We start from the raw sequence: 12,423 nt of genomic DNA, 5'->3' as shown, positions 1-12,423 counted from the left end.
AGCCGGTGCGGGGATTCAGGCCGCCTTGCCGGCAAGGCTCTCGCGCAGGTGGTCGATGAAGGCGCGCACCTTGGCCGGTGCGTGCAGCCCGGCGTACACCGCGCTGAAGCTGCCTTCGGGCAGGCGCTGCGTGGGCAGCAGGTGTTCCAAGCGGCCGGCGGCGAGGTCGGCTTCCACCATGAAATCGGGCAGCACGGCCACGCCGGCGCCAGCCAGCACCATCGCATGCACGGCCGCCGCACTGTCGGCCTGGGCACGCGGCGCCAGCCGCACCCGGGTCTGCGCACCGCTGCGCGCGGTGAATACCCAGCGCGCGGGGGAACTCAGCACCGCGAGCAGGATCGCGTCGTGCTGCGCCAGCTCCAGCGGTCGGCGCGGCCGGCCCCGCGCAGCGATATAGGAAGGCGCCGCCACCAGCAACTGGCGGAAGCCGGTCAGGCGCACGGCGCGCAAACCGGAGTCGCGCAGCGGGCCGCCGCGGATCGCCAAGTCGAAACGGCCGCCGATCAGGTCGCTCATGCCGTCGTCCAGCACCAGTTCGGCATGCACCTCCGGATAGCGTCGGAGAAAGCGGGCCAGAACAGGCGCTATCACCGAGGTGCCGTAGTTCACCGGCGCCGTGAGGCGCAGCGTGCCGCGCGGCGTGTCGCGGTTCTCGCCCACGCGACCGATGGCTGCCTCGGTTTCGCCGAGGATGCGCACGCAGTCGGCATGGAAGGCTGTGCCGGCTTCGGTCAACGCCATGCGCCGCGTGCTGCGCACCATCAGCGTCACGCCCAGCTCGCGTTCCAGTCGCGCCAGGTGCTGGCTCACCATCGCCTTGGTCTGCCCGAGCTGTTCCGCAGCCGCGGTGAACGAGCCTGCGCGCACCAGCGCAACGAACACCGCCAGCCGATTGAGATTGACCTCGCCCATGCATGCGCTCCACTGTCAACTCCTGATTTACAGTGAATTGCACCATCCCGCGTTTATCGAATCAATGGCCTGGCGCATGCTGGTCTCCATCCCCACCCATCGGAGACTTCCATGCACATCGCCTTGTTCGGCGCCACCGGCCACATCGGCCATGCCATCCTCGACGAGGCGCTTGCGCGCGGCCACGAAGTGACCGCCGTCGTGCGCGACCCGGCCCGCCTCGACCTCCGCCACGACAGGCTCAAGCTCGTCACCGGCGACGTGGCGCAGCCGGAAACCTGGCAGGAGGCCGTGCGCGGCAGCACCGCGGCAATTGCGAGCCTGTCCGCACGGCGCGACAGCAACCCGAATACCCCGCCCGCCAATGCGCGCATCCTGCTCGACCGCTTGCCCGCGCTGGGCGTCCAGCGCTTCGCGTGGGTGGGTGGCGCCGGCAGCCTGGAAACCGCGCCGGGCGTGCGCGTGATCGACAACCGGAACTTCCCGGCAGCGTGGAAGCCGGAAGCCGAGGCCCAAAGCCAGGCACGCGAGGGCTGCCGGGCCAGCACCGCATCGATCGACTGGACCTACATCAGCCCCGCCGCCTTGATCGAGGACGGCAAGCGCACCGGCCATTACCGCATCGGCGGCGACCAGTTGGTGACCGATGCTGCGGGCGTCAGCCGCATCAGCGTGGCCGACTATGCCATCGCCCTGCTCGACCGCATCGAGAAAGGCGACGCCCCGCGCCGCCGGATCACCGTGGCCTACTGAGCGGGAGGCGCACCCGCCGTACCGGCCATCCCGGGCATGTCGTCCATGCCGGGATGGCCGGCATCGTGGTGATCGCCGCCCATCACCATATCGTCGTCCGGCGGCGCCATGGCGACGATGGCCTTGTACTGCGCCGGCGTCATGTCCGGCAGCTTCTGCAGGAAGGCCACCATGCTCCAGATCGTGGCATCGTCGTGGCTGTGGCCCCAGGCCGGCATCGCGCTCATCTTGATGCCGTGCTTGATCGCCCAGAACGCGGCCTTCGGATCGACGCGCAGCTGCGCCAGGTTCGGCGGCTGCGGGTACAGCCCGGGGCGGATTTCCGAATCCTCCATGCCCGGCGCGAGATGGCAGCCGGTGCACATCGCCGCGTACTGCCCCGCGCCTTTCAGGATCAGCTGCGGATCGTCGAGGTCAGGCAACTTGAGGTCTTCCGAGCGCACGCGGATCGAGCGGTCGCGCAACGCCTGCAACACGACGGACACCGGCCGCGTATGCGGCGCGTCCGCGCCGATGTCGTAGGCGCCGGAATAGACGAACGCCCCGGCACCCGCCACCAGCGCGCCCAGCGTGCATGCCACGGTGATTGCAACTTTCACGTACGGCTTCATGGGCACTCCTCAGAACCAGATGCGGACACCAGCCACGAGCTGGCTGTCGGACACGGGGCGTCGATCCTCTCGTGCATACGCGGCCGTGGCGCCGAAGCGGCGTACCCACGACACGCCGAGGTAGGGCGCGAACTGCCGCCTGATCTCGTAGCGCAGCCGCAGGCCGAAGCTGGCGTCCGACAGCCCGGCACCGATCCCGCGCTGCGGATCGGCCTTGCCGTAGAGGTTGAATTCAAGCTCCGGCTGCAGGATCAACCGCTGGGTGAACAGCAGCTCGTACTCCACGCGCAGCCGCGCGGCGGTGCGACCGGACGGCGCCGCATAAGCCGTCGCCGACAGCGCGAACCAGTACGGCGCCAGGCCTTGCACGCCGAACGCGGCCCAGTCGCGGGCGGGACCATCGCCGAAGTCGTGGCGCACGCCGAGCTGGGTGTCCCAGTACGACGCCACGGCATGGCTCCACAACGCCTCGGCATCGCCGTCGCCGACGCGGCCACCGGCGCGCTCGCCTTCGCTGCGCACCCACAGGCGATCGATGTCGCTGCCGTACCAGGCCTGTAGATCCCAGCGCTGCCCGCCGCCGTCCCGGCCGTCGAAGGCTTCGAGCCGGTCGAACCGCAGCATGCCCAGCGGCGCGGCGTCGCGCATGTCCATGCCCGGCATGTCGCCGTGGCCGATGCCGTCGGAATAATCGGCGCTGCGCGCGTCAGGCGGCGCCGCGCCGCCCTGCATGCGCATGTCGTGCGTCGCGCTGGCGCCACCGTGATCCATGCCTTCGTGCGTGGCATGCGGGGACATGTCCATGTGATCCATGTCCGGCATGGCATGGTCGCCATGCTCCATCGGCGGCATCGCGCCTGATGCATGGTCCGCGTGATTCGTTGCGTCGGCGGGTGCCGGTGCCGCCATGGGCGATGCTTGGTCAACAGGCGTTGCTGTGCGTTGTGGCATGCCCTGCTTCGCCGGCTTCGGCTTGCCGTGCCCATGATGCGACGGATGCTCCGCATGGCCCGCATCGTGCGCCATGCCCGGCATCTCCGACATGTCCATGCCTGTGCTGCTCGCCGGCGCCGGCGCGGTTTGCCCCAGCACTGCCAGCGGCAACGCGCATGCGAGGCTGACGAGCGCCCTGCGGATGATCGCGCTCATGCGACCACCACTTCGCGCATCATTCCCGCTTCCATGTGATAGAGCATGTGGCAGTGATAGGCCCAGCGCCCCGGGGCGTCCGCGGTCACGCCATAGGCGATGCGCTGCGCCGGCTGCACGTTGATGGTGTGCTTGCGCACCTGGAATTGCCCCTGCGGGTTTTCCAGCTCGCTCCACATGCCGTGCAGGTGCACGGGGTGGTTCATCATGGTGTCGTTGACCAGCACCAGGCGCAGCCGCTCGCCGGCACGGAAGCGGATCGGTTTCGCCTCCGAGAACTTCACGCCGTCGAACGACCACATGTAGCGCTGCATGTTGCCGGTGAGGTGCAGCTCGATCTCGCGTCCGGGCTCGCGCGGATCGAGCGAGCCGCCGATGGTGTGCAGGTCGGCGTAGGTGAGCACGCGTCGGCCGTTGCCGCGCAGGCCGATGCCGGGATCGTCGAGGTTCGTGCGCGGCATGTCCACGCGCATGTCCACGCCGGGGTTGCGGTATTCGCTGCGCGCGTGGTGCACGGCGGCCGAATGGCGCATGTCCATCGCCCCCATCATGTCCACCATCGCCAGCGGCTCGCGCGGGTCCATCGCAGGCACCTCGGCGACCATGCCGGGCCGCGGCGCCAGCGTGCCGCGCGCATGGCCGCTGCGGTCGATGGCCTGGGCGAACACCGTCCAGGCGCGATCGTCGGCGGGTTCCACGATCACGTCCAGCGTCTCGGCCACGGCGATGCGGAATTCATCCACGCTCGCCGGTTCGACGTCCTGGCCGTCGGCGCCGACCACGGTCATCTTCAGCCCCGGGATACGCACGTCGAAGATCGTCATCGCCGAGCCGTTGATGAAGCGCAGCCGCACTTTCTCGCCGCGCCGGAACAGGCCGGTCCAGTTGCCGGCCGGCGCGACGCCGTTCATCAGGTAGGTGTAGCTGGCGCCGCCCACGTCGGAGAGATCGGCGGGGCTCATGCGCATGGCGTTCCACATGCGCCGTTCGGCCAGCGCCGCGCGAAGCCCGCGGGCATGTGCGTCGCGAAAGAAGTCCGGCACGGTGGGTTCGGCGTAGTTGTAGTAGTCGCCCTGCTTTTTCAGGTGCGCATAGATCGCCTCCGGGTCCTCGTCGCTCCAGTCGCTGAGCATCACCACGTAGTCGCGGTCGGCGGGAAAGCGCTCGCCGCCGGCCGGGTCGATCACGATGGGGCCGTAGAGGCCGGCCTGCTCCTGGAAGCCGGAGTGGCTGTGGTACCAGTAGGTGCCGCTCTGCCGCACCGGAAAGCGATACGTACAGCTTTCGCCCGGCGCGATGCCGGGGAAACTGATGCCGGGCACGCCGTCCATCCGGAACGGCAGCAGGATGCCGTGCCAGTGGATGGAACTGGGCACCGGCAGGCGGTTGGTTACGCGCAGCGTGACCGTGTCGCCCTCGCGCCAGCGCAGCAACGGGGCGGGCAACTGGCCGTTGACCACAGTGGCGATGCGCTTGCGCCCGGTGAAATCCACCGGCAGCTCGCCGATGGAAAGCTCGAAATGCGTGCCGCGCAATTCGCGGCGCACGGCGGCCTGTTGTGCTGATGCCCCGCCCACGTGCAAGCCCAGCCCGGCGGCCACGCCGCCCAGCGCCAGACCCTGCACGAAACGCCGGCGCGACAACTGCACGCCGCGCAAATCCTGCCTGTTCATACCTGCTTTGCTCCTGCGCGGAATCACCGGGATTCCGCCTGGCGTTGCCGCGAACGCGGCAACGGGCCTGCGCGCGGGCAGGCGACCAAGGAAGGTCTGATTGATCGACTGCCTGCTCGTCATTCCTGCAAAAGCAGCAGGCGCCCCACAACGGCGAAGCGCCTCCGGCCTTCGCCGGGATGACGAGCGAAATCAGACCACCGCCAACCGAACGAATCGGCATCAGCGGGAGGAATCAGGCCAGCGGCGGCCGCAAGGGTGGCGGGTGCGGAAGCGTAGGTGCGATGGCGGGCCAGGCCTGCCACTTCGTCGCGGCGAGGCGTACCGGCACCACGGCGGCAGCCAGTTCCGGCAGCGCGGCCGTCGCATGCACGCAGGCACACGCGCCACCGGCATGGGCGCCGTCCGCATGCAACGGGGCCTGCGCGCTGTCGGGATGCGTCATCGTCGCGGCACCGGACATGCCGCCCATGCCGGCACAGCAATCCGCATGGGCGAACACGGAACCCGCCAGGCCCAGCCACGCGCACAGCGCCAGCACGAACAGCAGGCGGCAGCGGCGCAGGCGGCGGAGGGACGAACGGATCATGCCGCGAGCATAGCCACGCACCACGCGCCCGCTCAACCCTGAAGCCGGCTTCATGCGGTCTGCGCGGCGGCCACAGCCTATACTTGGGCGCCTTTCTGCGGCCGCCGCCATGAACTACCGCCACGCCTACCACGCGGGCAATTTCGCCGACGTCCTGAAGCACGCGGTGCTGCTGGCGCTGATCGAGGCGCTCAAGCTCAAGCCCGCGCCGTTCTGCGTGATCGACACCCACGCCGGCAGCGGCTGCTATGCGCTGGACGGCGCCGAGGCCGACAAGACCGGCGAATACAGGGACGGCATCGCCCGCCTGCTGTTTCCCGACCTGCACGGCGGCGACGCCCATGCCGCCGCACTGCCGCCGCTGCTGCGCCGTTGGCTGGATTCCATCCTCGCGCTGCCGGGCAACGAACACGGCCTGAAGCTCTATCCCGGCTCGCCGCTGCAGGCCGCACTGGCCATGCGCGACACCGACAGCGCGCAACTGTGCGAACTGCACCCGGAGGAATCCGCAAGGCTGCGCGAACTGTTCCACCGCGACGCCCGCATGCACGTGCACGGACGCAACGGCTACGAGGCGCTGGGCGCGTTGCTGCCGCCGAAGGAAAAGCGCGGCCTGGTGCTGATCGACCCGCCCTACGAGGCGCAGGAGGCCGAGTACCGCCTGATCGAGCACGCCCTGAAGGGCGCGCTGGAGCGCTGGCCCGGCGGCATCTACGCGGTGTGGTATCCGATCAAGCGGCGCAGCCAGGTGCAGCCCTTCCTGCGCTGGCTGCAGCATTGCGGCGCGAAGCGCGTGCTGCGCGCGGAGCTGCTGGTGCACGGCGACGACTCGCCGCTGCGCCTCAACGGTTCCGGCATGGCGATCATCAACGCGCCCTGGCAGCTCGACGAAACCCTGCGCGAACCGCTGCGCGCGCTGGCGCGCCTGCTTGCGCAGGAACGCCCCGCCGAGTGGAAGCTGGACTGGCTGGTGGCTGAATCCGCCGCGCCCCCCGCAGCGCCCGCCCGGCTACCGCCGGGGCCGCGCCGCCGCTAAGCTCGGACCACCGTCTCGCATCCGGGAGATCGCCATGCGCCTTGCCGCCGTTTCCGCCCGCATCCTTCTTCCCATCGTGCTGCTGGGCCTCGCCGCCTGCGCGCCCGCGCCGATCTACAAGACCGCGCCCGGCACCGTCGCCGCCACGCCCATGCAGGTGGGGCAGTCGCCGGAGCAATACGCGCGCGGCCAGGTGATCTGGGGCGGCCGCGTGGTGGGAGTACGCAACCTGCCCGACCACAGCGAGATCGAAATCCTCGCCTACCCGCTTGACGCCTCGCAGCGGCCGAAATTCGGCGGCGGCGCGAGCGGCCGCTTCATCGCCGTGCTGGCGGGCTACGCCGAGCCCATGAACTACCCCAACGGCGCCCCGATCACCGTTGACGGCCAACTCGCCGGCAGCCGCGCCGGCAAGGTGGGCGAGGCCGATTACGTGTTTCCGCTGGTGCAGGCTACGCAGTCGCATGTATGGACCGACCAGGAAATGCGCAGCGGGCGCCCGAACGTGAGCTTCGGCGTGGGGCTTGGCGTGGGCATCCGCTGATTCGGGCTACCGCTGCATCGTCCGGCGATGCGCGTCGCGCCCGATCCGGCTGCCCAGCCATTCCCCGAACCACATATCGGACCATGGACGAAAGCGCTCCCTTCACCGCCCATCCCATCGCGCACGTGCGCTCGCCGTACGCGCGGCGCATCGACGCGCCGCACCAGTCCACCGTGGTGGCGGGTACCGAGACGGGTGCCGAGGCAGAGGCGCGCATCGAGTTCGTGGACGGCTTGCCGGCGGAGGCGTTCCGCGACCTCGCCGGCTTCGGGCGTGTCTGGCTGATCTTCGTGTTCCATCGCAGCGAAGGCTGGAAGCCGCTGGTGCGGCCGCCGCGCGGTGGCGGCAAGCGCGGCGTGCTGGCCACGCGCTCGCCGCACCGCCCGAACGCGATCGGCTTGTCCGCGGTGGAACTGCTCGCGGTGGAGGAACGTGCGCTGCGCGTGCGCGGCGTGGACCTGCTGGACGGCACGCCCATCCTCGACATCAAGCCCTACGTGCCCTACGCCGATGCGTTTCCGGCCACGCCGGCGGGCTGGATAGACGCAATAGACGCGGCGCAGGGCCGCCATTCCGCCCCGGGCCCGAAGCGGCCGCGCTAGGTCGCCGGCACGCCACCAGCCTGAACGCTCCTGGTTGTGCGACTGCGTCAAAAAGGCCCAAAGACTTGTATAATCACTCATACAAGCTTATGCTGCACCGCACACAATACTTCCGAGTATTGACATGATTTCCGCCAGTCTGCGCCCCACCATCTCGCACCCGCCGCTGCTTCCGCGCGGCCACGGGTACGACGTCTCCGCACTGGTCTGGCACCCTCCGCACGGCGAACTCCTGCGCAGCACGGATGGCCGCGAGTTGTGGCTGCGCGTGATCGAACCCGGCGATGTCGCTGCGCTGCAACGCGCATTTACCCGGCTGTCGCCGGAAGACATCCGACGGCGCTTCCTGCACGCGATGTCCGAGCTGCCGCCATTGATGGCCAAGCGCCTGTGCAACATCGATCCGGTGCACGAATCCGCGTACGTGCTGATGGACGAATCCGTGCGCCCCCACGAGATCCGTGGCGTGGGCCGCATCTACGTGGACCACACCTCCGACAACGCCGAGTTCTCCGTGGTGGTGGAACATGACTGGAGCCGCCAGGGCCTCGGCGTGCTGCTGATGCAGCGACTGGTCGACGACTGCCGCAGCCGCGAACTCACCGAGATCTGGGGCTATGTGCTGCTGGAAAACCGGCCGATGCTGGAACTGTGCCGGGATCTGGGCTTCACCCAGCGCCTGGTGCCCAGCGAACCGGGCGTAGCCCAGCTCTCGCTGCGCCTTTAACGCCCTCGCCCCTCTCCCCATCGGGGACAGGGCAGGGGTGGGGGGCATGCCTGCCCCGCCGCGATACCGGAGCGGGTTTCCGAGGCAACGCTTTCGCAAGCACCGCCACCCACCTCGATCCTCTCCCCGGAGGCACGAGGAAGAAAGGCTGGTTACACGCGTCGCGCTACACTTGTCCGCTTTCCCGGCGCGGCAAGACGTTCGCGCCTCCAGCGCAACGTATCCATGTCCGCCTCGATCCCGCATCCCCCGCTTCCCACCTCCCCGAAACAGCGCCGCTACTGGACGCCTCCGCACGGCTCCGCGCGCGCCCTGTTGCTGGCCGAGGCGGCACGCTCGCACGACGGGCTGCTGGTGGCGGTGACGCGCGACACCCAGCGCGCCTCGGCGCTGGAGGACGAGCTGCGCATCTACGCCGGCGACCTGCCGGTGCTGCATTTCCCGGACTGGGAAACCCTGCCCTACGACGCGTTCAGCCCGCACCCCGAGATCGTCTCGCAGCGCATCGCCACGCTGTACCGGCTGCCCGGCGTGAAACGCGGCGTGCTGGTGGTGCCGGTGGCCACGCTGATGCAGCGCATCGCGCCGCGCTCGCACATCACCGGCTCCGGCCTGGTGGTGGCGAAAGGCCAGAAGTTCGACCTCGCCACCGAGCAGCGCCGGCTGGAGGCCAGCGGCTACCGCAACGTGCCGCAGGTGGCCGAGCCCGGCGATTTCGCCGTGCGCGGCGCGCTGATCGACATCTTCCCGATGGGCGCGGCCGAGCCCTACCGCATCGAGCTGTTCGACGACGAGGTCGATTCCATCCGCAGCTTCGACCCGGAGACGCAGCGCTCCGCGCAGCCGGTGGAGAAGGTGGAACTGCTGCCCGCGCGCGAGTTCCCGCTCACCGACGAGGCCGCCAAGGGCTTCCGCAACGCACTGCGCGAACGCTTCCCCATCGACGTGCGCCGCTGCCCGCTGTACCAGGACATGAAGGAAGGCGTCACGCCCGGCGGCATCGAGTACTACCTGCCGCTGTTCTTTCCCGCGAAGAGTCCGCCCGTGGATGTGCGGGGTGTTGCGGGGGATCCGCATACAGGCACCTCCACCTTGTTCGACTACCTCGCCGACGACGCGCTGTTCGTGCTCGGCGAAGGCGCCGGCGAGGCCAGCGAAGCGTTCTGGACGCAGACCGCCGACCGCTACGACCAGCGCGCCCACGACATCGAGCGTCCGGTGCTGCCGCCGGCCGAGCTGTACCTGTCGCCCGAGCAATTGCGCGAACAGCTCAACCGGCGCCTGCGCGTGGAAGTGGTGGCGCCGGGCCATGCGCACGCGATGGACGCCGGCACCCAGCCGGCGCCCGAGTTGCCGCTGAACCGCAAGGGCGAGGAACCGGGCACCTCGCTGCGCCACTTCCTGGAGAACTACCCCGGCCGCGTGCTGATCGCCGCCGATTCGGCCGGGCGGCGCGAGGCGCTGCTGGAAACGCTGGCGGGCGCGGGCCTGAAGCCGGAGCACGTCGACGGCTGGCAAGACTTTCTCCTGCCCCTGCGTGCAGGTGGAGGTCGGGAGGGGGCTGCCCCAACTGGCGCAGAAGCAAAAGCCCCCCTCCCCAACCCTCCCCAGCACGCAGGCGAGGGAGTCAAGTTCGCCATCACCATCGCACCGCTGGAACAGGGCTTCGCGCTGGCGAAGCCCATGCTCACCGTGCTCACCGAGCGCGAGCTGTTCGGCGAGCGCGTGCGCACCGAGCGGCGCCGGCGCCGCGGCGCGGCGCGCGATCCGGACACGATCATCCGCGACCTCACCGAGCTTTCGGTCGGCTCGCCCATCGTGCACGTGGACCACGGCGTGGGCCGCTACCAGGGCCTGCTGTCGATGGAGCTGGGCGGGATGGAGGGCGAGTTCCTCGTCATCGAATACGCCAAGGGCGACAAGCTCTACGTGCCGGTGGCGCAGCTCGGCCTGGTCAGCCGCTACTCCGGCACCGCGCCGGAACTGGCGCCGCTGCACTCGCTGGGCGGCGACGCCTGGGAACGCGCGCGCAGGAAAGCCGCCGAGAAGGTGCGCGACGTGGCCGCCGAGCTGCTGGCCATCTACGCCCAGCGCGAGGCGCGCGGCGGCGAGTCGCTGTCCATCGACCGCCTGCTGGTGGAGGAATTCGGCGCCAGCTTCCCGTTCGAGGAAACGCCCGACCAGGAACAGGCCATCGACGCCGTGCTGCGCGACCTCGCCGCGCCGCGCGCGATGGACCGCGTGATCTGCGGCGACGTGGGCTTCGGCAAGACCGAGGTCGCGCTGCGCGCCGCCTTCGCCGCCGCCACCGCGGGCAAGCAGGTGGCCGTGCTGGTGCCCACCACCCTGCTCGCCCAGCAGCACTACCGCAACTTCGCCGACCGCTTCGCCGACTGGCCGGTGAAGGTGGACGTGCTCTCGCGCTTCAAGTCCGCCAAGGAAGTGAACGAGGCGCTGAAGCGGCTCGCCGACGGCCAGATCGACGTGATCGTGGGCACGCACAAGCTGCTGCAGCCCGACATCAAGTTCCGCAAGCTGGGCCTGGTGATCGTGGACGAGGAACAGCGCTTCGGCGTGCGCCAGAAGGAGCAGCTGAAGAAGCTGCGCGCCGAGGTGGACCTGCTCACCATGACCGCCACGCCGATCCCGCGCACGCTCAACATGGCGATGAGCGGGCTGCGCGACCTGTCGCTGATCACCACGCCGCCCGCGCACCGCATGGCCGTGCGCACCTTCATCTCCACCTGGGACCCGGCCACCATCCGCGAAGCCTTCCAGCGCGAGCTGGCGCGCGGCGGCCAGGTGTACTTCCTGCACAACGAGGTGCAGAGCATCGAGCGCACCGTGCGCGAGCTGGAGGAACTGGTGCCCGAGGCGCGCATCGGCGTGGCCCACGGCCAGATGGCCGAGCGCGAGCTGGAACGCGTGATGGCGGATTTCCATCGCCAGCGCTTCAACGTGCTGGTGTGTACCACCATCATCGAGACCGGCATCGACATTCCCACGGCCAACACCATCATCATCGACCGCGCCGACCGCTTCGGCCTCGCGCAGCTGCACCAGTTGCGTGGCCGCGTGGGCCGCTCGCACCATCGCGCCTACGCCTACCTGATCGTGCCCGACCGCAAGGCGATCACCGCCGACGCGGAGAAGCGCCTGGAAGCGCTGGCCTCGCTGGAGGAACTCGGCGCCGGCTTCACCCTCGCCACGCACGACCTGGAAATCCGCGGCGCAGGCGAGCTGCTGGGCGACGAGCAATCCGGCCAGATCCAGGAAATCGGCTTCGGCCTCTACACCGAACTCCTCGACCGCGCCGTGCGCGCGCTGAAGAGCGGCAAGGTGCCCGACTTCGACCTGTCGAGCGAACACGAAACCGAAGTCGAACTGCACCTGCCTGCGCTGATCCCCGACGACTACCTGCCCGACGTGCACACGCGCCTGACGCTGTACAAGCGCATCGCCAGCGCGCGCAACGACGAGCAGCTGCGCGACCTGCAGGTGGAGATGATCGACCGCTTCGGCCTGCTGCCCGAGCCCACCAAGACGCTGTTCGCGCTGTCCGGCCTGAAGCTGATGGCCACGCCGCTGGGCATCCGCAAGCTGGACTTCGGCGCCAACGGCGGCCGCATCACCTTCCGCGACAAGCCGGAGGTCGATCCCATGGCGATCATCAAGCTGATCCAGAGCCTGCCGCGCGTCTACAAGCTCGACGGCCAGGACAAGCTGCGCATCACCCTCGACCTGCCCGGCGCCAGCGAACGCATCCGCAGCGCGCAGGAAGTGCTGGTGCTGCTGGGCGCGCGGCGGCCGGCGTAAGCCAGCGG

The 12,423-nt window shown here is 69.6% G+C and carries 11 protein-coding genes; 6 read left to right on the top strand and 5 right to left on the bottom strand.

Features of this window, described 5'->3' with window-relative positions:
- Window positions 1–15: 15 nt before the first annotated feature.
- The gene (locus tag PCA_RS06050; protein WP_181301697.1) at window positions 16–915 is read right to left on the bottom strand and encodes a LysR family transcriptional regulator; all 900 of its coding nucleotides are present in this window, start codon (window positions 913–915) and stop codon (window positions 16–18) included.
- Window positions 916–1,026: 111 nt separating this feature from the next.
- Between PCA_RS06050 and PCA_RS06045 the strand changes: the two genes are divergently transcribed.
- The gene (locus tag PCA_RS06045; protein ID WP_181301696.1) at window positions 1,027–1,668 is read left to right on the top strand and encodes an NAD(P)H-binding protein; all 642 of its coding nucleotides are present in this window, start codon (window positions 1,027–1,029) and stop codon (window positions 1,666–1,668) included.
- Here PCA_RS06045 and PCA_RS06040 read toward each other — a convergent pair.
- The 4 genes from PCA_RS06040 to PCA_RS06025 form a co-directional block, all read right to left on the bottom strand.
- Window positions 1,662–2,279 (bottom strand): cytochrome c, encoded by a 618-nt coding sequence (locus PCA_RS06040; RefSeq protein ID WP_181301695.1) that lies wholly within the window; start codon window positions 2,277–2,279, stop codon window positions 1,662–1,664. The two genes, PCA_RS06045 and PCA_RS06040, sit on opposite strands and share 7 nt — an antisense overlap.
- Before the next feature lie 9 nt (window positions 2,280–2,288).
- A complete protein-coding gene (locus PCA_RS06035; RefSeq protein WP_343204418.1) occupies window positions 2,289–3,077 on the bottom strand; it encodes a copper resistance protein B in 789 nt (262 codons plus the stop codon).
- A gap of 347 nt (window positions 3,078–3,424) precedes the next feature.
- Complete coding sequence (locus tag PCA_RS06030) at window positions 3,425–5,101, bottom strand: copper resistance system multicopper oxidase (RefSeq protein WP_181301693.1); 1,677 nt, start codon at window positions 5,099–5,101, stop codon at window positions 3,425–3,427.
- A gap of 235 nt (window positions 5,102–5,336) precedes the next feature.
- Window positions 5,337–5,690 (bottom strand): hypothetical protein, encoded by a 354-nt coding sequence (locus tag PCA_RS06025; RefSeq protein ID WP_181301692.1) that lies wholly within the window; start codon window positions 5,688–5,690, stop codon window positions 5,337–5,339.
- Between the two features lie 109 nt (window positions 5,691–5,799).
- Here PCA_RS06025 and rlmJ point away from each other — a divergent pair, with 109 nt between their 5' ends.
- The 5 genes from rlmJ to mfd all read left to right on the top strand — a co-directional run bounded on the left by rlmJ (window position 5,800) and on the right by mfd (window position 12,415).
- Window positions 5,800–6,726, top strand: a complete 927-nt coding sequence (gene rlmJ / locus PCA_RS06020) for a 23S rRNA (adenine(2030)-N(6))-methyltransferase RlmJ (protein WP_181301691.1) — start codon at window positions 5,800–5,802, stop codon at window positions 6,724–6,726.
- Between the two features lie 34 nt (window positions 6,727–6,760).
- Window positions 6,761–7,270, top strand: coding sequence for a Slp family lipoprotein (locus PCA_RS06015; RefSeq protein WP_181301690.1), 510 nt, complete (start codon window positions 6,761–6,763; stop codon window positions 7,268–7,270).
- An 83-nt stretch (window positions 7,271–7,353) separates the two neighbouring features.
- The gene (gene tsaA, locus PCA_RS06010) at window positions 7,354–7,872 is read left to right on the top strand and encodes a tRNA (N6-threonylcarbamoyladenosine(37)-N6)-methyltransferase TrmO (RefSeq protein ID WP_181301689.1); all 519 of its coding nucleotides are present in this window, start codon (window positions 7,354–7,356) and stop codon (window positions 7,870–7,872) included.
- 124 nt (window positions 7,873–7,996) lie between these two features.
- Complete coding sequence (locus PCA_RS06005; RefSeq protein WP_181301688.1) at window positions 7,997–8,599, top strand: GNAT family N-acetyltransferase; 603 nt, start codon at window positions 7,997–7,999, stop codon at window positions 8,597–8,599.
- Between the two features lie 225 nt (window positions 8,600–8,824).
- Window positions 8,825–12,415: a transcription-repair coupling factor gene (mfd, locus tag PCA_RS06000; protein ID WP_181301687.1), complete on the top strand. Its 3,591-nt coding sequence runs from the start codon at window positions 8,825–8,827 to the stop codon at window positions 12,413–12,415.
- The last annotated feature ends 8 nt before the right edge of the window (window positions 12,416–12,423 follow it).

The organism is Rhodanobacter sp. PCA2, assembly GCF_013620825.1.
Lineage (GTDB): Bacteria > Pseudomonadota > Gammaproteobacteria > Xanthomonadales > Rhodanobacteraceae > Rhodanobacter_A.
Note: the sequence above shows the minus strand (reverse complement) of the source record. Positions and strands in the feature narration are given on the sequence as shown.